General features: G+C 50.2%; 23 protein-coding genes, 1 tRNA gene and 2 rRNA genes. 3 read left to right on the forward strand and 23 right to left on the reverse strand.

Annotated features, from left to right (window positions below; all coding sequences use genetic code 11):
• The 11 genes from BLV22_RS14480 to groES form a co-directional block, all read right to left on the reverse strand.
• On the reverse strand, positions 1 to 158 hold a 158-nt coding region (locus BLV22_RS14480; protein ID WP_143030962.1), incomplete at its 3' end, for an FAD-dependent oxidoreductase.
• Positions 159 to 195: 37 nt separating this feature from the next.
• The gene (locus BLV22_RS14485; RefSeq protein WP_091616776.1) at positions 196 to 483 is read right to left on the reverse strand and encodes an iron-sulfur cluster assembly accessory protein; all 288 of its coding nucleotides are present in this window, start codon (positions 481 to 483) and stop codon (positions 196 to 198) included.
• A gap of 19 nt (positions 484 to 502) precedes the next feature.
• Entirely contained in the window at positions 503 to 2,257 is a 1,755-nt protein-coding gene (gene arsA, locus BLV22_RS14490) for an arsenical pump-driving ATPase (protein WP_091616778.1), read from the reverse strand.
• 15 nt (positions 2,258 to 2,272) lie between these two features.
• A complete protein-coding gene (arsD, locus tag BLV22_RS14495) occupies positions 2,273 to 2,647 on the reverse strand; it encodes an arsenite efflux transporter metallochaperone ArsD (RefSeq protein WP_091616780.1) in 375 nt (124 codons plus the stop codon).
• A 14-nt stretch (positions 2,648 to 2,661) separates the two neighbouring features.
• A complete protein-coding gene (gene arsC, locus BLV22_RS14500) occupies positions 2,662 to 3,087 on the reverse strand; it encodes an arsenate reductase (thioredoxin) (RefSeq protein WP_091616782.1) in 426 nt (141 codons plus the stop codon).
• A 44-nt stretch (positions 3,088 to 3,131) separates the two neighbouring features.
• Positions 3,132 to 3,476, reverse strand: a complete 345-nt coding sequence (locus BLV22_RS14505; protein ID WP_091616815.1) for an ArsR/SmtB family transcription factor — start codon at positions 3,474 to 3,476, stop codon at positions 3,132 to 3,134.
• Between the two features lie 91 nt (positions 3,477 to 3,567).
• Positions 3,568 to 4,542: a Gfo/Idh/MocA family protein gene (locus tag BLV22_RS14510; protein ID WP_091616784.1), complete on the reverse strand. Its 975-nt coding sequence runs from the start codon at positions 4,540 to 4,542 to the stop codon at positions 3,568 to 3,570.
• Positions 4,543 to 4,572: 30 nt separating this feature from the next.
• The gene (locus tag BLV22_RS14515) at positions 4,573 to 5,061 is read right to left on the reverse strand and encodes a TspO/MBR family protein (protein ID WP_091616786.1); all 489 of its coding nucleotides are present in this window, start codon (positions 5,059 to 5,061) and stop codon (positions 4,573 to 4,575) included.
• A gap of 204 nt (positions 5,062 to 5,265) precedes the next feature.
• Positions 5,266 to 6,429, reverse strand: a complete 1,164-nt coding sequence (locus tag BLV22_RS14520; protein ID WP_091616788.1) for an Ltp family lipoprotein — start codon at positions 6,427 to 6,429, stop codon at positions 5,266 to 5,268.
• Positions 6,430 to 6,846: 417 nt separating this feature from the next.
• Entirely contained in the window at positions 6,847 to 8,493 is a 1,647-nt protein-coding gene (groL, locus tag BLV22_RS14525; protein ID WP_091616789.1) for a chaperonin GroEL, read from the reverse strand.
• A 44-nt stretch (positions 8,494 to 8,537) separates the two neighbouring features.
• Positions 8,538 to 8,822 carry a co-chaperone GroES gene (gene groES / locus BLV22_RS14530; RefSeq protein ID WP_091616791.1) on the reverse strand — a complete coding sequence of 95 codons (285 nt, stop codon included), beginning with the start codon at positions 8,820 to 8,822 and terminating at the stop codon, positions 8,538 to 8,540.
• A gap of 349 nt (positions 8,823 to 9,171) precedes the next feature.
• Here groES and BLV22_RS14535 point away from each other — a divergent pair, with 349 nt between their 5' ends.
• Positions 9,172 to 9,897 (forward strand): CPBP family intramembrane glutamic endopeptidase, encoded by a 726-nt coding sequence (locus BLV22_RS14535; RefSeq protein ID WP_091616793.1) that lies wholly within the window; start codon positions 9,172 to 9,174, stop codon positions 9,895 to 9,897.
• 1 nt (position 9,898) lies between these two features.
• Positions 9,899 to 10,087, forward strand: coding sequence for a DUF4305 domain-containing protein (locus tag BLV22_RS14540; protein WP_091616795.1), 189 nt, complete (start codon positions 9,899 to 9,901; stop codon positions 10,085 to 10,087).
• 73 nt (positions 10,088 to 10,160) lie between these two features.
• On the opposite strand, the gene BLV22_RS14545 is transcribed toward BLV22_RS14540, so the two are convergent.
• Positions 10,161 to 10,808 carry a redox-sensing transcriptional repressor Rex gene (locus tag BLV22_RS14545; protein WP_091616797.1) on the reverse strand — a complete coding sequence of 216 codons (648 nt, stop codon included), beginning with the start codon at positions 10,806 to 10,808 and terminating at the stop codon, positions 10,161 to 10,163.
• Positions 10,809 to 10,978: 170 nt separating this feature from the next.
• Here BLV22_RS14545 and BLV22_RS14550 point away from each other — a divergent pair, with 170 nt between their 5' ends.
• Positions 10,979 to 12,919, forward strand: coding sequence for an ABC-F family ATP-binding cassette domain-containing protein (locus BLV22_RS14550; RefSeq protein ID WP_091616799.1), 1,941 nt, complete (start codon positions 10,979 to 10,981; stop codon positions 12,917 to 12,919).
• A 59-nt stretch (positions 12,920 to 12,978) separates the two neighbouring features.
• Here the strand turns inward: BLV22_RS14550 and tsaD are convergent, their stop codons facing one another.
• From tsaD to rrf (BLV22_RS14605), 11 genes are all read right to left on the reverse strand, one after another.
• Positions 12,979 to 13,998 (reverse strand): tRNA (adenosine(37)-N6)-threonylcarbamoyltransferase complex transferase subunit TsaD, encoded by a 1,020-nt coding sequence (gene tsaD / locus BLV22_RS14555; RefSeq protein WP_091616801.1) that lies wholly within the window; start codon positions 13,996 to 13,998, stop codon positions 12,979 to 12,981.
• A complete protein-coding gene (gene rimI / locus BLV22_RS14560) occupies positions 13,985 to 14,446 on the reverse strand; it encodes a ribosomal protein S18-alanine N-acetyltransferase (protein WP_091616803.1) in 462 nt (153 codons plus the stop codon). The genes tsaD and rimI overlap by 14 nt, the downstream gene beginning before the upstream one ends.
• Positions 14,443 to 15,153 (reverse strand): tRNA (adenosine(37)-N6)-threonylcarbamoyltransferase complex dimerization subunit type 1 TsaB, encoded by a 711-nt coding sequence (gene tsaB / locus BLV22_RS14565; RefSeq protein ID WP_091616817.1) that lies wholly within the window; start codon positions 15,151 to 15,153, stop codon positions 14,443 to 14,445. The genes rimI and tsaB overlap by 4 nt, the downstream gene beginning before the upstream one ends.
• Complete coding sequence (gene tsaE / locus BLV22_RS14570; RefSeq protein WP_091616805.1) at positions 15,134 to 15,607, reverse strand: tRNA (adenosine(37)-N6)-threonylcarbamoyltransferase complex ATPase subunit type 1 TsaE; 474 nt, start codon at positions 15,605 to 15,607, stop codon at positions 15,134 to 15,136. Before tsaE ends, tsaB begins: the two co-directional genes overlap by 20 nt.
• A gap of 22 nt (positions 15,608 to 15,629) precedes the next feature.
• Positions 15,630 to 16,622: a thiamine-phosphate kinase gene (gene thiL, locus BLV22_RS14575; protein ID WP_091616807.1), complete on the reverse strand. Its 993-nt coding sequence runs from the start codon at positions 16,620 to 16,622 to the stop codon at positions 15,630 to 15,632.
• A 211-nt stretch (positions 16,623 to 16,833) separates the two neighbouring features.
• Positions 16,834 to 16,910 (reverse strand) — tRNA-Met (locus BLV22_RS14580).
• Positions 16,911 to 16,920: 10 nt separating this feature from the next.
• A 5S ribosomal RNA gene (gene rrf / locus BLV22_RS14585) occupies positions 16,921 to 17,037 on the reverse strand.
• A 78-nt stretch (positions 17,038 to 17,115) separates the two neighbouring features.
• Entirely contained in the window at positions 17,116 to 18,087 is a 972-nt protein-coding gene (locus BLV22_RS14590) for a 5-oxoprolinase subunit C family protein (RefSeq protein ID WP_091616809.1), read from the reverse strand.
• A complete protein-coding gene (locus tag BLV22_RS14595) occupies positions 18,084 to 18,848 on the reverse strand; it encodes a 5-oxoprolinase subunit PxpA (RefSeq protein WP_091616811.1) in 765 nt (254 codons plus the stop codon). Before BLV22_RS14595 ends, BLV22_RS14590 begins: the two co-directional genes overlap by 4 nt.
• The gene (pxpB, locus tag BLV22_RS14600; protein ID WP_091616813.1) at positions 18,845 to 19,567 is read right to left on the reverse strand and encodes a 5-oxoprolinase subunit PxpB; all 723 of its coding nucleotides are present in this window, start codon (positions 19,565 to 19,567) and stop codon (positions 18,845 to 18,847) included. The genes BLV22_RS14595 and pxpB overlap by 4 nt, the downstream gene beginning before the upstream one ends.
• Positions 19,568 to 19,673: 106 nt before the next feature.
• Positions 19,674 to 19,768: ribosomal RNA gene (gene rrf / locus BLV22_RS14605) — 5S ribosomal RNA — on the reverse strand; the annotation flags it as partial.

Consider the following 19,768-nt stretch of genomic DNA (forward strand, 5'->3'; position numbering starts at 1 on the left):
TAGTTTTCCACGTCCTCGGTGTTGGCCATCTGGCCGCCGGGCACGCCGCGCTCGAGCATGAGCGTATCCATTTCCGCCCGGGAGGCGTATACCGCCGCGGTCATGCCGGCCGGGCCGGCGCCCGCGATAATCACATCATAAATCCGTTCTTCAGTCATAAAACGACTCCTTTCCTGAATCCTTCTCCGGGCTCATTCAGCAGTTATTTTCCGGCAGTCCGGTCATGACAAACTGCTGCTGGCCCTCTTCATTGTCCTGTATATCAAGCTTTACTGCCTGCACAAATTCCACAACACGTTCATCTACCGCAACCTGGATATCGTTAATATTTTCCACCTTGTCCTTTTCTTCCGGCTGGCTCAAGCCAAGGCCGATCTGCGGGGAGCAGCATCCCATTCCTTCATAGGCTACCCGTACATGATCGACTTTATTTTCCGCCATCAGTGTCTGCAGTACCGTTTTTGCTTCGTTGGTAATCTCCATATTTATTTTCCCCTTTGCATCAAGATATCGTTTGGGCTTTTTTCCCTGCATTCGCATCCCAGGGAAGCGTAACTATTTTATCTGCCAGGTTTTTCTTCACGTAATCGATCCAAAAAAGTTCTCTTATCCCTTTTTTCCGGAGAAGAGGGTCATTCGTTTGCGCAGCTGCAAAGCTTTGATTGATGACCCACCATTTCGGATAAATACCAGTGCGGCCAAGATCCTGCTGCAGACGCTCCGCTTCAAGGACTGGCGTTGTTTCCGGAAGAGTAAGCAGCAGAAAAGCTGTCTCGTCCGGATTTTTCAGCCTTGGCAGCAGCTGCTTCATAGCCTCGGGCGTATGCCCGCTGCTTCGTTCAATTTCCTTTGTATACTGCTCCGCGTGTTCCAGAAGCAGCAGCGTATGGCCGGTCGGGGCTGTATCAATAACCACAATTTCGTTATCCGCCCGGGCTGCTACTTCAGAAAAGGCTTGAAATACCGCTATTTCTTCCGTGCATGGAGAGGAAAGATCCTCTTCAATATAGGAAAGCTCAGATGCTGAAACGCCGGCAGCGATGGCTTCGTCTTTTGTGGTTTTCTGATAATCCGACAGAGCCTCTTCCGGATTCACATGACTGACTGTTAATAAAGAAGAAAGATTATCCAAATCGATAACGCCGGCCAGATGATCCGCCGGATCGGTCGTCGTTAAATGAACAGCGTGGCCTCGTGCAGCAAGCTTTGACGCCACCTCGGCTGCCATTGTCGTTTTCCCGACACCGCCTTTTCCCATCGTAAATACGAGACGGTATTTCTGATCTTCAATATCCTGCACCATGTCCTCCACCGTCGTCGCTGGTCCAGCTTCATGAAACGGTTCGGGGTCCTCCACCACGGAAGGCTCATCAAATAAATGAGTTAAGCAGGCAGCCCCTGTAGATATCACCGCATGATAGGCAAGCGTCCAAAGCGTTTTATCCTCGAAGAAATCAGGGGCCTGCTGCAAGGCTTTCTGCTGGGCGGAGGCAAACAAAGAGGCGGTGGCGTCTTCGGTGCCTGAAGGCGTGAACAAACCATTTACTAAAAATACCTGTTCACGCATCCCCATGCTCCCCAGCTCTTCCGCTGTCCGGGCCGCTTCTTCCAGAGAGGAAGTATCGGGGCGCGCGACAATGTATACCGTTGTCCGGGAAGCATCTGCGAGCTGGGCGACCGCTTGTTCATACATTGTTTTTTTATCTGCCAGGCCGGATAACGGGCCAAGGCAGGAAGCACCGTGGGTACTCGTCTGTAAAAAGTCATCCCAGGCTGATGGCAGCTCCAGCAGGCGGAGCGTATGACCGGTCGGGGCTGTATCAAAAATGATATGGTCATAGCTTTCGTTTGGCGCCGTTAACAGCTCTGCAAATTCATTAAAGGCAGCAATTTCAACGGTACATGCGCCCGAAAGCTGCTCTTCCATCTGCGCTACGGCTGTTTCCGGTAAAAGGTTCCGGTACGGACCAACCACAGCTTCTTTGTACGTTTCGGCCGCTTCTCCGGGGTCGATATTGCTTGCATACAGGCCCTTTACGTCCGGCACAGCTGACGCCCGGTTATTCAGCGGCATTTCAAGCACGTCGTCCAGGTTCGAAGCCGGATCGGTGCTCACAAGCAGTACCTGCCTGCCTTTTCCAGCAAGATAAGCTGCGAGCGCTGAAGCAGAGGATGTTTTGCCGACGCCGCCTTTACCGGTAAAAAACAAGTAGCGGGTATACGTATGATGATCCGGGTGAAAGCGTTTCTTGTTCATCAGGCGATCCCCTTTTTATTTAGAATAGCGGGTGTTAAACGACAGTTCGACCGTTGGAACATTTCTTTCCGGCTGAAGCTCTTCGGCCTTTGCGTCAAACCAGTCCGCGAGCTGTTCCACGTCCGGATACCCCGCTGTCAATACAATCGCCCCGTCTTTCAATACAATTGGAAGAGCTTCGATTCCATCGGTTGTGATGCGCTCGGTAACGTCTTTGGCTGCGGCAAACTGCTCCGGCTGATTAGACAGGTTATAGCGTTCAATGTCGTACCCCTGCTGCTGAAGACGCTCAACCGCAGCAGCGATCCGCACGAGCTCCGGGTCTGTGCCTGGTCCGCACACACCTGTATCACAGCACATCGCAGGGTCATAAATACGCACCTTTGTCATGCTTATCTTCTCCTCTATTTTACGTTTTCTGTCTGGGCGAAGGCATGAATACGCTCTTTAATTTCATCACGCACGCGCTGGAACACCGCCCAGCGTTCTTCCTCTGTACCTTCTGCTTTTGCCGGGTCGTCAAAGCCCCAGTGCTCCCTCGTGACGTGTGGTGGTGTCATTGGGCATTTATCGTTGGCATCGCCGCAAAGCGTGACCACCATATCCGCGTTGTTTAAATATTCCGGGTCGATCATGCTCGATTCCTGCGTGGAAATATCGATGCCGACTTCGTTCATGGCTTCGACCGCTTTTGGATTCAGGCCGTGGGCTTCAATACCAGCGCTATGGACCTCCCATTCATTTCCCAGGAAATAATGGCCGAACCCTTCTGCCATCTGGCTTCGGCAGGAATTACCCGTACATAAAAAATACATCTTCTTTTTGTTCATCACTGAATCCTCATTTCATGAAGTATTATTTCGTGCGGTGACACTCAGTCACAATTGATGCGCAGTCCGTCCCGTTCCAGCTGCTGCAGCTTTTCGTTCTGGTCGGGCACATGCCGGAGAATGTCCTCCACCATGCCCGCAGACGGATGCTCCCGGTTAAACGAATAAAAAATCCAGTGCCCCTTCCGCTTTTCTTTGACAAGGCCGGCGTCCCGGAGCTTTCTGAGATGCTGGCTCACCGACGACTGGGACATTTCCAGAAGCTCCACAAATTCACATACGCAGCATTCGTGGTTCTGTACAAGGCTGACAATGGAAAGACGTGTATTGTCTCCCAACAGCTTCAGCACAGAAGCAGTGTCCTTAATTTCCGGTTTGATCTTTTCCATACGTTCACCTACCATCATTTTATTATATAAGCATATGCTAATATAAAAATTACTGAACGTCAACGTATAATGCTTAACGTTCAGTTTGTTTTTAATAATATTCTTTGACAAGCTCCTCCATTACCTGATTAGTACGAAAAGCTGTTTTGCCAGTACTTAAACAGACATCCTTTCCAAGCAGTTCATCAACAATGGACTGAATGTGATGATGCTGAATATGTTTAGGGTGCTCGATATGAAAAGCTTCTTCCCCGGCTTCGTTTAGAAGGAGGATCGGCTTATCATCAAACGTAGAGAACCGTATTTCTCCTTTTGTACCAACAATACGATTATTATCTTCATTTTTATATGCAGAGAAATTCCATACCCCTATCCCGACAGCACCGCTCTCAAACTTCCATGTGCCGCTTACCGTATCTTCAGCCGGGTAGGAATCAGCCAGGTTCACCGCAGAACCCTTCACATCGCTCAAAGGCCCGAGCAGGTAATCAAAAAGATCCAGCGTATGGGAGCCGACATCATAAAAAAGTCCTGCGCCGCTCTTTTCAGGGATCACCCTCCACGGCCATTCTCCGTTTTCGTCTTTTTGGACGATTTTCTGGTTCTGCTGGATAGAAGCAAACCGAACCTCTCCAATGCTTCCGGCATCCAGCAGCTCTTTTACTTTTCTAAAACGCGGAAGAGATCTTCTATAGTAGGCAACAAACAACGGAACACCATTATGTTCGCAGGCTTTTATCATTTCTGCACATTCGTCTGTGCTGTTTGCCATCGGCTTTTCCACATACACAGGCTTTTCCGCTTTAGCGGCCATGATTGTATATTCCTTATGTGACAAAGGCGGCGTCGCTATATAAATGGCATCCACTTCGGCGTCGTGGATAAGATCCTCCGCTTTATCATACCAGCTGGGAACCCCGTGACGTTCTGCATAGTCCCTCGCCTTTTCTCCATTTCTCCTCATCACCGCCTGCAGGGAACTGTTTTCGGCCAGTTGAAAGGCAGGCCCGCTTTTCACCTCTGTCACATTGCCGCATCCTATAATGCCCCAGCGTATGTTTTTCATATCGTTTCCTCCCAATTACAAAAATTCATGTTACAGATTTTGCATATATAAACTGAATGCCCAAATTAAATCATACACTAACCATAAAATATAAGGTAAGAGAATACTAAAAGAAAAAACATCAATTTTTTTAAGGGTATATGCTAATAAGCCAACTACCAGTGTAAAAGGGATTAAACCAATAAAACCTAAAAAAGTGCTTTGCAGACCAAAAAATAAATAATTCCATACTTCATTTCCTACCAGCATGATCAATGTAAGAACCAAAGCCGCCTTTCGCAAATGTGATTCATCAATTTTATGCATTTGCCGGTATAAAATGACGGTCCCCATAATGTAATAAAGAACGCCGACAACTAAAAAAAACCATAAAGGAACTAAATACCAGGGCTTGTTAAGCTGAGCGTACCAAACAGTTAAAGCATTACCTACAAAAGCATTCCCCAGCACGGCAAGAGTGATTACTACAGCTATACTTAATAGTAGTGACTTAATATAATCGTCTCCCTTTCCATCCATTTGTGTGAGGTTTCTCTGTACTTAACTGATTTTCCCGGTTCATTCTACAATTATCCTCCAACACTTCAAGTTCAATATTCATGATCACTTCAATAAATATTATGGATCGAATTACATACCGATACTGAAAAAGAGAGGTATAATTAATAGTTACTGATAGATAAAGGGAGCAGCTTTTGCTGCCCCCTAAACTCAATCTGTCTATTACAAACCAACTTGACCGGCAGCATATGTGGCATGCTCTGTGCTGAACCCTTCAAAAGTCAATTGATCAATTAGCCCCTGTCTTGAAAAAGAACTGTACTCCAGATAATCCTCGGCCTGAATAACCGCCTGTTCCTGCCAGTCAACTGTAATGTTTTCCACACCATGCGCGGCTTCCGATGAGCTGAAACCGTCATACTCCAATTGCTCGATTAATCCTGATTCGGAGAATGCTGTGTACTCCAGATAGTCCTGGGCCTGGCTGACCGCCTGCTCCTCCCAGTCAACTGAGATATTTTCCACAGCATATGTTGCCTCTTCCGTGCTAAAGCCCTCATACTCCAATTGCTCGATCAACCCTGATTTAGAAAAGGCCGTATATTCCAGATAACTCTTAGCCTGGCTGACTGCCTGCTCCTGAGAAACAGATCCGCTGGATTCTTCTTCAGTCTCACGCTCTTCCTCTTCTTTCGCTTCCTGTTCGGCTTCCTCTTCAGCCTGACGTTCTTCCTCTTCCTTTGCTTCCTGTTCGGCTTCCTCTTCAGCCTGACGCTCTTCCTCTTCCTTTGCTTCCTGTTCGGCTTCCTCTTCAGCCTGGCGCTCTTCCTCTTCCTTTGCTTCCTGTTCGGCTTCCTCTTCAGCCTGGCGCTCTTTCTCTTCCTTTGCTTCCTGTTCGGCTTCCTCTTCAGCCTGGCGCTCTTTCTCTTCTTTCGCTTCCTGTTCGGCTTCCTCTTCAGCCTGGCGCTCTTTCTCTTCTTTCGCTTCCTGTTCGGCTTCCTCTTCAGCCTGGCGCTCTTCCTCTTCCTTCGCTTCCTGTTCGGCTTCCTCTTCAGCCTGGCGCTCTTTCTCTTCTTTCGCTTCCTGTTCGGCTTCCTCTTCAGCCTGGCGCTCTTCCTCTTCCTTCGCTTTTTGTTCTTCTTCGTCGTTATTCGTTTGCTTGTCTGCTTCTTGTTTATCGTTGGCTGCTGTTGCATCTTCTGCTTCCAATTCAGCAGCATCTTCCGCGGTATTTTCATCAGCTATTTCTGTAGAAGATTCAGATGGAACTAATATAACAAATAAAATTAAAGTATAAATAATAGAAGCTGTAATCATCTTCCACGTTACCCCGGAACGATACCCGGGAATCCGCTGATACCATTTTTTCTTTTCTTTATACCTCATTAAAATCCCTCCTTTTACATATATTGGTTACATTTTACCATGCTAAAGTAAAGCTGGCAATCTACTGCGGGAGTGCTTTTAGATAATTTTGGCTGCATTCAGGAGAAGGGATGAAAAGATTTTTAAGAACTTTACGATTAACGAGTTTTCCGGGTATCCAGTTTACTTTTTAGCGATTGAATTGATCGTCTAACAGGTACTAATCTTTACGCTTATATGACTAAAAACCATAAAAAAGCTTCCCACAAGTTCAGTGAACTCATGAGAAGCTTAAAGTACATTCTATTCAAATGTTAGCAAAATGTCAGCATTCTGCTCATTTTCATTAAAGCTGGGTTATAGCATGGGATTGAGCGGAACCCGGGCGAGAACCGCGAAGTCCTGTCGCAACGTCCGGGTGACCAACATCCTGTTGGCCTACATCATGCCGCCCATTCCGCCCATGCCACCCATGTCTGGCATGCCGCCGCCGGCACCGCCGCCATTTTCTTCTGGGATGTCGGCGATAACTGCTTCGGTTGTCAGGAACATGGAGGATACGGACGATGCGTTTTGCAGCGCGGAGCGGGTAACTTTTGTAGGATCGACGATACCTGCGTCAATCATGTTTACCCATTCGCCGGTCGCTGCGTTATAGCCGTGTCCGACTGCTTCTGTTTTCAGACGCTCAACGATAACGGAGCCTTCAAGGCCTGCGTTATGCGCAATCTGACGGAGTGGTTCTTCGAGGGCACGGAGAACGATTTTCACGCCGGTTGCTTCGTCGCCTGTAGTGTTGTTCATTTCTTCTTCTACTTTTTTGTAGACGTTCATCAGCGCGGTACCGCCGCCGGAGACAATGCCTTCTTCTACTGCTGCGCGTGTAGAGCTGAGGGCGTCTTCGATGCGGAGCTTGCGCTCTTTCATTTCAGTTTCAGACGCTGCGCCGACTTTAACAACGGCTACGCCGCCTGCAAGCTTCGCGAGGCGCTCCTGAAGTTTTTCACGGTCGAATTCGGAAGTGGTTTCTTCCATCTGTGTGCGAAGCTGTGTCACACGTGCGCCGATCGTCTGCGGATCGCCGCTTCCTTCTACGATCGTTGTGTTGTCTTTATCGATCGTGATTTTGTTGGCGTGACCGAGCTGGTCGATCGTTGCAGTCTTCAGGTCAAGGCCTACATCTTCTGTAATGACCGTACCACCGGTAAGTGTAGCGATGTCTTCAAGCATTGCTTTACGACGGTCGCCAAAGCCTGGTGCTTTCACTGCTACCGCGTTGAACGTTCCGCGCAGTTTGTTCACAACGAGAGTCGCAAGCGCTTCGCCTTCCACATCTTCTGCGATGATGAGGATTGGACGGTTCTGCTGTACAACCTGCTCAAGCAGCGGAAGTACTTCCTGAATGCTTGTGAGCTTTTTGTCCGTGATTAAAATATACGGGTTATCGAGCTCTGCAGTCATGGATTCGTTGTCGGAAACCATGTACGGAGACGCATAGCCGCGGTCAAACTGCATACCTTCCACAACTTCAAGCTCTGTATCAAGGCCGCGGGATTCTTCGACTGTGATAACGCCGTCGTTGCCCACGCGCTCCATGGCTTCTGCAATGATTTGACCGATTTCTTCAGATCCTGCAGAAATCGCGCCAACCTGCGTGATGGATTCTTTGCCTTCAATCGGCTTGCTGACGTTACGGAGTTCTTCAACCGCTACTTTGGTTGCGTTCTCCATGCCGCGGCGGATACCCATTGGGTTCGCACCGGAGGTAACGTTTTTCAGGCCTTCCTGAATCATAGCCTGGGCAAGAACGGTTGCTGTTGTTGTACCGTCACCGGCAATGTCGTTCGTTTTGCTGGCAACTTCGGATACGAGCTGGGCGCCCATGTTTTCGAAATTGTCTTCGAGTTCGATTTCTTTGGCGATGGTTACACCGTCATTGGTGATAAGCGGGGAACCGAACTTTTTTTCCAAAACAACGTTGCGGCCTTTTGGTCCAAGCGTTACTTTTACAGCGTTTGCGAGTTCGTCCACACCGCGGAGCATCGCGCGGCGGCCGTTTTCACTAAACTTAATATCTTTAGCCATGATGAAATCCTCCTAATGTAATAATGATTTCGAAATAAAGCTGATTACTGGACTACAGCGAGGATGTCGCTTTCGCGGACGATTAAATAATCTTTTCCGTCGTATTTCACTTCTGTGCCTGCAAACTTCGAATAAACGACGATGTCGCCTTCACTTACTTCCGGCGTTACGCGTTCACCGTTGTCTTTTACAGCACCGGCACCTACAGAAACCACGCGTCCTTCCTGTGGTTTCTCCTGGGCGGAGTCCGGCAGCACAATACCGCCAGCGGTTTTTTCTTCTGATTCTACCTGTTCGAGTACGAGTCGATCACCTAAAGGCTTTAACAAGGAAAACAACCTCCTTAGAATATTTTCATCGTCCGTTATATGTAACGGGAACGACAGTAACAACATTGTTGTTAGCACTCTTTCCTTCCGAGTGCTAAACCCAATTATTATATTAATCAACCTGGGCTTTGTTTGCAAGAGGGAAGCGAAAATTTTTTCTGTCTTTTCCCACTCCGGCGCTTGATGGCGCCTTCATTCACATTCCCTGCTAATCATTTTATTAATCTTCTATTTCAAAATTGTCATAAATTCGCAAGCGCTCTCTTTATTCTTCCTGCAGGCACCTGTGATACAATTAGAGCGTTCGAAACTGGATTTAACCGAGAGAGATTAGGAGTGATCCCCTTCCATGGCCGCACGTTACTGGAGCATTGTTATTATTTATGTACTTATGCAGCTTTCGGGCATCGTTGCCGTTCCGGCCCTTTTGGCTGTAGGCAGCTTTGATTCCGCGCAGCAGGCTTCGTACTTCTGGATTTTTGCGAGCTTTATCGTCGCTTTGATTGTTATTTTGATTCTGCTGATTCCTGAAAGGGGTCAGCGCCTCGCGTTCAACAAACCAAAAATGCCGTGGCCGAATTCCGTCGCCTGGATTTTTATCGGGTTCGCCCTCGCGTATGCCGGCCAGATCGTTGCCGGTTTGATCGAACAGAACCTGCTCGGCATCGATACGGCGTCTGAAAACACAGCGCAGATCATCGAGCTTGTTAACAGCATGCCGGCCTTTGTAATTATCGTAGCTGTGATCGGCCCGATTCTCGAAGAGCTGGTGTTCCGTAAAGCTATATTCGGCTCGCTGTATAAACGAACGAACTTTTTTATTGCCGCTATTATCAGCTCCCTGATATTTGCTGCAGTGCATTTGGATTTCACCCATCTGCTCGTCTACACCATGATCGGCTTTGTGTTCGCTTACTTGTATGTCAAAACCGGCCGCATCATCGTGCCGATTATCGTCCACTCTCTCATGAATGCATTTGTGGTCGGTATTCAGGTATTGTTCCAGGATGAAATTGAACGAATTATGCGTGAAGCCGAGAGTGCACTTATTCTGCTTGTTCAGGGGTTGATGTAATATGAAAGCTTCTACCGCTGCCCTCTTTTACTTTACGCTGGGCGGAGTGCTGCTGATGTTTACGTACTTTTCCGTCAGCGAGTCCTCCTGGTCGTTCTGGAGCATCCTGCTCGCCGCCTTTGCCGCATATGACCTCGTGATGGGATTCAACTATCTGCGCCTCATGTCGGAGCAGAAAAAGAAGAAATAGCAAAAGGGACCGCCTGAATGTTGGCCGGTCCCTTTTTAATGGGTCAGTATAAATGAAGTATCCTGCTGACAGTCTATTCGCTGTCCAACGGATAATTTTTCAGAAAATACACGAGAGTCTGCAGCTCGATGGCAAGATCGATATGATGCACGCGAACGGACGTAGGGACGGATAAGCGCGCCGGGGTAAAGTTCAGAATGCCGCTGATGCCTGCCTCCACCAATTTTTCTCCAGTCGTCTGGGCCGCTGCAGACGGCACCGTGAGCATCGCTACGGAAACGTTATGCTCTTCAAGCTTTTCCGCGAGATCGTCCGTGTGATACACCGGCACGTTCCCAATCTGCTCTCCCACCATGTCTTTATTGATATCAAATGCAGCCACAATCCGTGTGTTTTCATTTTTGGAGAAATTGTAACGAAGCAGCGCCTTTCCCAGGTTCCCGACGCCAAGAAGCACTACGTCTGTCGCCTCATCCTGGTCCAGGGTGGTCCGGAAAAATGACAGCAGGTACTGGACATTGTAGCCGTATCCTTTCTTGCCGAGCGCGCCGAAATACGAAAAATCCCGGCGGATCGTTGCCGAATCCACCTTGACCGCCTCACTCAATTCGGTTGAAGAAACGCGTGTTTTGCCTGTTGCATAAAGGCTTTCCAGAAATCGATAATATAGGGGCAGCCGTTTCGCGGTAGCCTGCGGAATTTTTTGCTGGTCTGTATTCATAATTATTTCCACCTAAATGTATTGTCATTGTCTGTAAACAGTATAGCATGTGTCCCCATGAAAACGTACCGAAACGCTTACCTGCGGCGAGACTTATCCTGTTTCGCGTTTCGCCGAAAAGTACGATACACTGATACTATCAGAGTTGTTATTAAAGGAGCTATATAAATATGATTTTACTTCAATGTTCGGGTGTCACCAAGTCTTTTGGGGCAGAAACCGTACTTGATCAAATAAAACTCGAAATAAAGGAAGGCGAGCGGGTGGCCCTGGTAGGCAAAAACGGGGCCGGCAAATCCACCCTCCTGAAAATTCTTGCCGGTGAATCCTCGTATGATTCCGGCTCCATCACGATGCCAAAGGGAACGACATTCGGGTACCTTGAGCAGCATACCGGCCTGAACAGCGATAAAACTATGTGGGATGAAATGCTCGACGTCTTTACCCACCTGCAGAAAGCTGAAGCCGAATTGCGCCGTATGGAGGCGAAAATGTCCGAGCCCGACGTTATTGATGACGCCAGGGCCTATGAAAAGCTGATGGCCGACTACGACCAGCGCCAGCAGGAATTCGAAGCGCGCGGCGGCTACCGCTACGAGTCCGACATCCGCACGGTGCTGGCCGGGCTCGGCTTTGGCAGCTTCTCCCTCGACACGCCGGTTCAGTCGTTAAGTGGCGGCCAGAAGACCCGTCTCGCTCTCGGCAAGCTTCTGCTGTCGCGGCCGGAGCTTTTAATTCTTGACGAGCCGACCAACCACCTGGATATGGATACCCTGCGCTGGCTCGAGCAGTATTTAAGCAGCTATCCGGGCGCTGTCCTGATCGTTTCCCACGACCGGTATTTTCTGGATCAGATTGTGACGAAGGTATACGAAATCATTCACAAAAAAGCCCGTTTGTTCTACGGCAACTACAGCGCGTTTCAGGAAAAACGGGCCGAGCTGTTTGAACAGGAAATGCAGGCCTACGAAAAGCAGCAGAAGGAAATTGCCGAGCTTGAAGATTTTGTGCAGAAAAATATTGTGCGCGCGTCCACGACAAAACGGGCCCAGAGCCGGCGGAAAAAGCTCGAGAAAATGGACAAGCTCGACAAACCGCAGCGGGACGGGAAATCCGCCTCCCTGCGCTTCGACATTGACCGCCAGAGCGGCAACGATGTACTAAAAGCAGAAGACCTCACCTTCCGTTTTGACGACAAAGCGCCCGTGTTTGAGCATTTAAACGTCCGGGCCCAGCGCGGCGAGAGTATTGCGCTGATCGGACCGAACGGGACGGGAAAAAGTACCTTTTTAAAAACGATCAAGGGAGACCTTGAACCGGATGAAGGACATATTCAGCTCGGAAGTAAAGTGGACCTTGGGTATTACGATCAGCAGCAGGCCGAACTGAACTCGGGCAAAACCGTCCTGCAGGAGCTGTGGGATGAATACCCACTCGAGAACGAAAAAGATATCCGTACCGTGCTCGGCCAGTTTCTATTTACCGGCGAAGATGTGCTGAAGCAGGTGTCTGACTTAAGCGGCGGCGAAAAAGCACGTCTCTCGCTCGCCAAAATGATGATGCAGAAATCGAACTTTCTGCTGCTCGACGAGCCGACTAACCACCTCGACCTCGACAGCAAGGAAGTGCTTGAAGACGCGCTGATTGATTACCCGGGAACGATTCTGTTTGTTTCCCACGACCGGTATTTTCTGAACCGGATTGCGACCCGCATCCTCGAAATGGGCGACGGCGACGTCCGCAACTACATCGGAGACTATGATTACTATTTGTTCAAAAAGGAAGAAGAACGGGAAAAAGCGGCGCTCCAGGCTGAGCGTGAAGGACCGAAGCCTGAAGATGCCGGTGAAGCTAAGTCCTCGTTTGCAGACGATAAAGCAGCCAAACGCGAGGCCCGCAAGCGGCAGCGCCGCATTGAGCAGATTGAACAGGATATTGAAGCCAAGGAACATCTCGTCGAGGAGCAGGAAGCAGCCCTTTTCGAGCCCGATGTGTACGAAGACCATGAAAAAGCCGCCGGCTACCAGTCATCGATCAATCAACTGAGAGGCGAGCTTGAACAACTGATGGAGGAATGGGAAGAGCTTCAGCTCGAAGAATCCAACTCCTAGTCCCTCCCCTCCACACAGTAAAACCCGTGTTCTCTTCTGGCAGAGACACGGGTTTTTCATTACCTATGAAGCGGCAGGCCGGGCACACCGTTTAAATCCATACCGGAAAATTTCCCCTTTTTCCAGTTGATATAGGCGGCGGCCCCGATCATGGCTGCATTATCGGTACATAAATGAAGCGGCGGAATCTGCAGCTTTATGCTGCTGTCTTTGAATTTTTCCTCCATCGCAGCCCGCAGGCCGCTGTTGGCTGCCACGCCTCCGACTACCATCACCTGTTTTACTCCGCAGGCTTCTGCCGCGCGGGCTGCTTTTTCCGTCAGTACGGTAATGACGCTCTGCTGAAAGCTTGCCGCAACGTCTTCCGGGGCCAATTCTTCCCCGCGCTGGCGGGCGTTATGGAGTGTATTCATGACGGCTGATTTCAAGCCGCTGAAGCTGAAATCATACGAGCCATCCTCGAGCCACGCCACGGGAAGCGGCACAGTCGGCGCTCCGGTTTTAGCCAGCTTATCGAGTTCCGGGCCGCCGGGGTACGGCAGGCCGAGAGTACGCGCGACTTTATCGTAGGCCTCTCCCACGGCATCATCTCTTGTCTGGCCGAGCAGTTCATACTCCCCTTCTTCTTTGATCAGCACCAGCTCCGTATGGCCGCCGGACACGACGAGCGCAAGAGCGGGGTACTCCCACTCCGCCTCGAGCCGGGTCGCCTGAATATGGCCCGCAATATGGTGGACACCGATCAGCGGCAGCCCCTTCGCGTAGGCTGTCGCCTTCGCAGCATTTACGCCGACAAGAAGCGCCCCGACAAGCCCCGGGCCTTCCGTTACCGCCACGGCAGACAAATCAGAAAATGAGCTTCCTGCTTCCTCGAGCGCCTGCTCCATTACCTGGGTGATGGATTCCGCGTGATGTCTCGAAGCGACCTCGGGCACGACGCCGCCAAAGCGTTTATGACTTTTCATCTGGGAAAGGACAACGTTGGACCGGATCCCGGTGCCATTTCTGATGACTGCAGCAGCTGTCTCATCACAGCTCGTTTCCACAGCCAGAATATCTATTGGTTCATGCTCGTTCATTCATATTCACCCACATTACTATCGCATTTTCATTATTATCCATGTAATAATTTTTTCGGACACCGCCAGGCACGAACCCGAATTTATCGTACAGGTTCCGGGCCGTTTCGTTGGTTTCACGCACTTCGAGCGTCATTGTCCGGGCCCCGTATGTGTAGGCAAGCTCCATCAAATTGGCCAGCAGCTCCTGGCCAATTTTACGTCCGCGGTAGCGTGAATGCACCGCAATGTTGGTTACATGTGCCTCATCAATGACAATCCACACCCCGCAGTAGCCGACAATTCTGCCTCCGACTTCCGCCACCAGATAATGAGCAAACTGGTTGTTGTACATTTCATTTTCAAACGCACGCCGGCTCCACGGCATCGAAAAAGCGTTGTGTTCTACCTCCATCACGTTGTCGATATCGTCGGCGCTCATGATACGGATCAGTATTTCTGCTTTCATTCGGATCTCCCGCTTTGGGCTTTCTGCCAATTTTTTTCTGCTTCGGCGAGCTGGGCATATTCCGGCACCACCGTATGCGCGTCCCGTGCTTCACCGGCGGTTCGGGCCACACGGATAATTTCCGCCGGACGGATCGTCTGTCCCATCCAGTCCGCAAACACCGCACGGCTGCCAAGTCGTTCCCGGATCTGCTCCTGCCGGCTCCCCGTGTCTTCCCCAACAAACAGGATTTTTTCCTGCGTTTGCTCCAGCACCTTGAGCCATTCCGGGAGCAGAATGATCTGGTCTTTCATTTGACGTGTTACTGCGTTTTGTTCCGTACTTCCGGAAAAAGCCGCCGTGTAAACCTGATTTCTGCGCGCATCGATCAGGGGGGAAACGAGACCCGGAAACCCGAGGCCGTTTTGTGCAAATACCTGCAGCGTTGATACAGGATAGAGCGGGATATTTAAGGCCCAGGCCATTGATTTAGCCGTCGTTACTCCGATGCGCACGCCGGTGTAGGAACCTGGCCCGGTCGTTACCGCTATCGCGTCCAGTTCTTCCGGGACGACACCGCTTTCTTTCATCAGTGATTCCACCGCCGGCATCAGACGGACGGAATGGTTTTTTTTAATGTTAGTGGTATATTCTCCGAGGATTTTCTGTTCATCTGCAAGGGCGATGCCCAACACGTGCGTGGACGTGTCAATTGCGAGCATTTTCATCATTCTGCAACTCCTTCATCTTTGCCTTCCACCGCTCGCCAACGGCCGTCAAAGTCAATTGCCTGCTCGTTTCCCCGGTGTATTGAATATCTATTTCCAGACGATCCTCCGGCCATTCTTCCAGACGGATCGGCCATTCCAAAAGCGATACTCCGCCTGCCTCAAAGTATTCTTCAATGCCGATTTCCTCCGCTTCCTCCTCCGAAAGCCGGTAAAGGTCAATATGAAACAAAGGCAGCCGCCCTTCGTATTCTTTAACGATCGTAAAGCTCGGGCTGTTCACCATCGTGACAACTTCCAGGCCTCTGGCAAAGCCTTTGGCAAAATGTGTTTTTCCTGCTCCGAGACTTCCGAGCAGCCATATCTTTTCATCTGCCTCCGCGTACCGGCCCAAGAATTCTCCCCAAGACGCCGTTTCCTCCGGGGACGAAGTGTCGATGACCCACTCTGTCATAGCGTTTCTTCCTTTCTGCTGCTTATGATGAACGAAAATGATTATAGCCGGATTTTTCCAGCTTTGTACGGGCGCCGTTTTCCTGCAGGAAGACTTCTCCGTTTCCTTCTGAAACCTTCCCAATCGCATACAGCGCAAGTCCGGCTTCCCGGAATTTCCTGCTGAGCTCTTCCCAATCGGAAGCTGCTGCCGTTCCTACCAGTTCGAAGTCCTCTCCCCCGTAAAACATATGCTTTTTCATAGTTTGAATCTCCAGCTGCTCCATAGCTTCATGTACGGGCAGACCGGAAAAGTCCAGTTCCATCGAAACGCCGCTTGCTTCCGCAATCTCACAGCATTCGCTTGCCAGTCCGTCACTTATATCGTTTAAGGCGGTGCGGCCGCCGTATTCCACCAGCAGACGCCCCGCCTCTACCTGGGGCACCGGGCGCTGGTGATAGGCAATCAATGCTTTCTCCCGCTCAGAGTAAGCCGCATTCTTTGTCCGCTCGAGCAGAAGCTCAAGTCCGGCCGCCGACATACCGACCGGCCCAGTTAAAAACACGGTATCCCCGGGTTCCGCAGAGCTTCGCAGCAGCTGCTGTTTTTCTTCCACAGCTCCGATCACCGTAATACTCACCATTAAGTCGCGCCGGGAGGATACCGTGTCCCCGCCAATCATATCCATCTGGTAGCGTGCACCCAGTTCGTTCATTCCCCGGTACAGTTCATTTAATTCCTCTTCGGACCAGCCGGGCGTTACCGCAATCGATATCACATAAAAATGCGGCACGCCTCCCATGGCGGCGACGTCGCTAATGTTTGCAGCCAGGGCTTTAAAACCGATATCAAATGGATTCATCGTATCTTTCCGGAAATGGACGTCTTCAATCATCGTATCCACACAGACAATTTCATTCATCTGCGCAAGCGGCCGGTACACCGCCGCATCATCACCTATTCCTACTTCCAGCCTTTCCTGGAAGGTCTGCGTTGGCTTGCGTTCGTTAATCCAGTCAAATTCATCGTTTGGCATAAACTGCTCCTCAATGATCTCTCATAATAGTCTCCTGCTAGTTTATCGTATTCTTGCAATCGCGTACAGTAAACGAAAAAGCGCCTGTTCCCCTTTATCCAAAAACTACCCTCTGTGCAGCAAGCACAGAGGGTAGTTCGGTTTACGGCTTCATTTGTTGCTTCTTATTTCATAAAAAAAAGCCTTAACGGCTTTTGTGTATTAGTATAATTGGTTGCGGGAGGAGGATTTGAACCTCCGACCTCCGGGTTATGAGCCCGACGAGCTACCAGACTGCTCTATCCCGCGATTTGGTATAGCGCGGCGACGATTTACTTTCACGGGGGGAGAACCCCCGGCTATCATCAACGCTGAAGAGCTTAACTTCCGTGTTCGGCATGGGAACGGGTGGATCCTCTTCGCTGTTGTCACCGCACTATGTATGGTGTCTCTCAACAAGACAATTATTATCTTACCACGCAGGATACATGAGCACAAGGGGTTTTTAAATATTTTATCTCCATTTTTTATTATTCACAGCAAAGTACACGTCTTCGAGCGAACGATGCAGCTGCCGGAAAGCAATTTTTGCTTCCTCAAGCGTCACCTGCTCAAACTTCACGGTAGCATTTGGCTGCAATTGGGCGGCTTTCAACAAATCGGCACTGATGACATTCAAAACACGGGCGTAACCTCCTGTGGTCTGCCGGTCGGCCATTAAAATCATCGGCTGGCCGTCTGAGGCCAGTTGAATAGTTCCAAACGCCACACCGTCCGATATAATGTCCCCGGTATGATGAAAAGACACTTCCGGGCCGCGGAGCCGAATACCCATCCGGTCCGCTTCCTGGGTCACCACGTAAGCTTCCCGAAGCAGCATCGCCCCGGCTTCTGTTGTTAATGTATCAAATTCCGGGCCCGCGACTACCCGGAGCGTCTGTTGTTTTTCATAGACTGGAATACCCGCTGCGGGGAGCCGGCGTTCAAAGGGCTTTGGTTTACTATGCACGGTACCCCGATACAATATGTCGCCACTTTCAAGCTCCCGGCCCTCCATGCCCCCTATGCCGCCTTTTGTGTACGTCGAGCGGCTGCCTAAAACCATCGGCACCTCTATGCCCCCTTCAATACAAAGATAGGCACGTGCACCCTGTGCCGGCCCGTTAAAGGTCAGCTCGTCTCCTGCGTAGACTTTTCTCGTTGCCCACATTGGAATGGATTCTTTATTTACTGCCGGCTGCAGGTTTCCACCTGTAACCGCAATAACCGTTTTTTCATGAAACGTAAGGGTCGGGCCCATTAAGGTCAGCTCCAGCCCAGCTGCGCCCAAATGGTTCCCGCAGAGAGCGTTCCCCATCTGGAGCGCATACATATCCATTGCCCCGGAAGCCGGAACACCGAGGTGCTGATATCCGGTCCGGCCTGTATCCTGGACGGTGGTAAAGAGCCCTGCTTTTCGCACAGTGCAGACAGGCGTTTTGTTCATATAAATTCCCCCGCTGCCTGCACCGATGCTCCCCGGTACTCCAACCACTCCCTTAAATGTTGAATAAACAGAACCGCCTGTTCGTTATCCCCGTGCACACATATGGTATCTGCTTCCATAGATACAGCTGTGCCGTCCACTGCTTTAACAGCTCCCTTTTGAAGAACATCGAGCACCTGAGCGGCGGCCTCTTCAGGTTCATAGATAAATGCATTTTTCTCTGTTCTCGGGGTCAATGTGCCTTCAGCTGTGTACGTACGATCCGCAAACACTTCCTTTGCCACCTTCAGGCCGTATCTTTCCCCTGCTGCCTCCAGTTCTGTATGGACAGGAGCAAATAAAAGGAGATGCTCACTAAAATCCTTCACTGCCCGTACCATTCCTCTGGCAGCCGCGGGATCGCGAAGAGCAGCGTTGTATAAAGCCCCGTGCGGTTTTACATGCTGCATCTGTACGCCCTCTGCACAGCAGAAGGCATGCAGCGCCCCTATTTGGTAGAGACAAAGCTGATAAATTTCTTCTTCCTCCATTGCTATGTATCTGCGGCCAAACCCTTCTTTATCCCAAAAGCCGGGGTGGGCACCAACGGCTGTGCCGTACTGTTTGGCAAGAGCAACAGTGCGCGCCATCACCGCCGAATCCCCCGCATGGCCCCCGCAGGCAACGTTTACCGACGAGACTAAAGGAAGCACCTTCTGATCCACGCCCAGTGTATAAATGCCGTAACTTTCCCCCAGGTCACAATTTAAATCAATGGTCACGCCTCTCCCTCCTCTTCTATACGGATGCTGTACTCTCCACGGCCGACAGATTTTTCAATTTCCACGTACTCTTTGTATGCGATGGGTTCAAACCGGAGCAAGTGGCCCGGGGTTAGAAGCGCAGGTTCATCATACGCTGCATTGAACAAAGGCACCGGGGTTTTACCAATAATATTCCACCCTCCCGGACTGTCAATCGAATACACCCCTGTCTGAGCGTCCGCTATGCCAACAGATCCGGCTTCCACTTTTCCTCTTGGTGTCTCAAGGCGCGGGGTACGGAGTCGCTCCTCGAGCCCGCCAAGATAAGGAAACCCCGGAGTAAATCCAAGCATATAAATAAAATAGGAAGAACCACTGTGCAGAGCCACCACTTCGTCTACAGATAGTTCGTTTTCTACTGCAAGACGTTCGATATCCTGCCCAAACGATATGTCATAACAAACCGGCAGATAGTACGTTTTCATTGTACCTTCTGATGCTTCATCCATACGCCCAAATACGTTACTAATGAGCTCGTAAAGATGTTCGCACTGTATTTGCAGTGGATCATAATATACGGTCAATGCACGGTAGCCTGGGACACACTCACTCATCCCCGCCGGCTGCTCTTTTTTTAAAGCTTCATGCAGCCGGTGTACCTTCTGGTTCACGGAGGGAGAAATCACATTTTCAAATTGCACACTTAAGGCATGATCCCCGATCGGCACAATATTCATATACCTTTTCTCCCTCCTAATAATTAGTATGTTTATTGTAGCATAGAGAAAAAGGAAAAAAATATAAAAAAACCGACTCCCTCCGAAAAGGGAAACGGTTTAACTCGCCCGGCGGCGATCTACTTTCACGGGGGGAGAACCCCCGGCTATCATCAACGCTGAAGAGCTTAACTTCCGTGTTCGGCATGGGAACGGGTGGAT

Origin of the sequence: Marinococcus luteus (assembly GCF_900106595.1) — a bacterium.
GTDB classification, from domain to species: domain Bacteria; phylum Bacillota; class Bacilli; order Bacillales; family Marinococcaceae; genus Marinococcus; species Marinococcus luteus.

What these genes read in the sequence shown, in the direction of transcription:
- tsaD (WP_091616801.1), bottom strand. Translation starts at nt 13,998, where the DNA reads ATGAACGAGCATGAACCAATAGATATTCTGGCTGTGGAAACGAGCTGT.
- arsD (WP_091616780.1), bottom strand. Translation starts at nt 2,647, where the DNA reads ATGACAAAGGTGCGTATTTATGACCCTGCGATGTGCTGTGATACAGGT.
- pxpB (WP_091616813.1), bottom strand. Translation starts at nt 19,567, where the DNA reads ATGAATATTGTGCCGATCGGGGATCATGCCTTAAGTGTGCAATTTGAA.
- groL (WP_091616789.1), bottom strand. Translation starts at nt 8,493, where the DNA reads ATGGCTAAAGATATTAAGTTTAGTGAAAACGGCCGCCGCGCGATGCTC.
- arsA (WP_091616778.1), bottom strand. Translation starts at nt 2,257, where the DNA reads ATGAACAAGAAACGCTTTCACCCGGATCATCATACGTATACCCGCTAC.
- tsaE (WP_091616805.1), bottom strand. Translation starts at nt 15,607, where the DNA reads ATGACAGAGTGGGTCATCGACACTTCGTCCCCGGAGGAAACGGCGTCT.
- BLV22_RS14485 (WP_091616776.1), bottom strand. Translation starts at nt 483, where the DNA reads ATGGAGATTACCAACGAAGCAAAAACGGTACTGCAGACACTGATGGCG.
- arsC (WP_091616782.1), bottom strand. Translation starts at nt 3,087, where the DNA reads ATGAACAAAAAGAAGATGTATTTTTTATGTACGGGTAATTCCTGCCGA.
- tsaB (WP_091616817.1), bottom strand. Translation starts at nt 15,153, where the DNA reads ATGAAAATGCTCGCAATTGACACGTCCACGCACGTGTTGGGCATCGCC.
- BLV22_RS14515 (WP_091616786.1), bottom strand. Translation starts at nt 5,061, where the DNA reads ATGGATGGAAAGGGAGACGATTATATTAAGTCACTACTATTAAGTATA.
- BLV22_RS14550 (WP_091616799.1), top strand. Translation starts at nt 10,979, where the DNA reads ATGATTTTACTTCAATGTTCGGGTGTCACCAAGTCTTTTGGGGCAGAA.
- BLV22_RS14510 (WP_091616784.1), bottom strand. Translation starts at nt 4,542, where the DNA reads ATGAAAAACATACGCTGGGGCATTATAGGATGCGGCAATGTGACAGAG.
- BLV22_RS14520 (WP_091616788.1), bottom strand. Translation starts at nt 6,429, where the DNA reads ATGAGGTATAAAGAAAAGAAAAAATGGTATCAGCGGATTCCCGGGTAT.
- BLV22_RS14540 (WP_091616795.1), top strand. Translation starts at nt 9,899, where the DNA reads ATGAAAGCTTCTACCGCTGCCCTCTTTTACTTTACGCTGGGCGGAGTG.
- thiL (WP_091616807.1), bottom strand. Translation starts at nt 16,622, where the DNA reads ATGCCAAACGATGAATTTGACTGGATTAACGAACGCAAGCCAACGCAG.
- BLV22_RS14545 (WP_091616797.1), bottom strand. Translation starts at nt 10,808, where the DNA reads ATGAATACAGACCAGCAAAAAATTCCGCAGGCTACCGCGAAACGGCTG.
- rimI (WP_091616803.1), bottom strand. Translation starts at nt 14,446, where the DNA reads ATGAAAGCAGAAATACTGATCCGTATCATGAGCGCCGACGATATCGAC.
- BLV22_RS14535 (WP_091616793.1), top strand. Translation starts at nt 9,172, where the DNA reads ATGGCCGCACGTTACTGGAGCATTGTTATTATTTATGTACTTATGCAG.
- BLV22_RS14505 (WP_091616815.1), bottom strand. Translation starts at nt 3,476, where the DNA reads ATGGAAAAGATCAAACCGGAAATTAAGGACACTGCTTCTGTGCTGAAG.
- BLV22_RS14590 (WP_091616809.1), bottom strand. Translation starts at nt 18,087, where the DNA reads ATGAACAAAACGCCTGTCTGCACTGTGCGAAAAGCAGGGCTCTTTACC.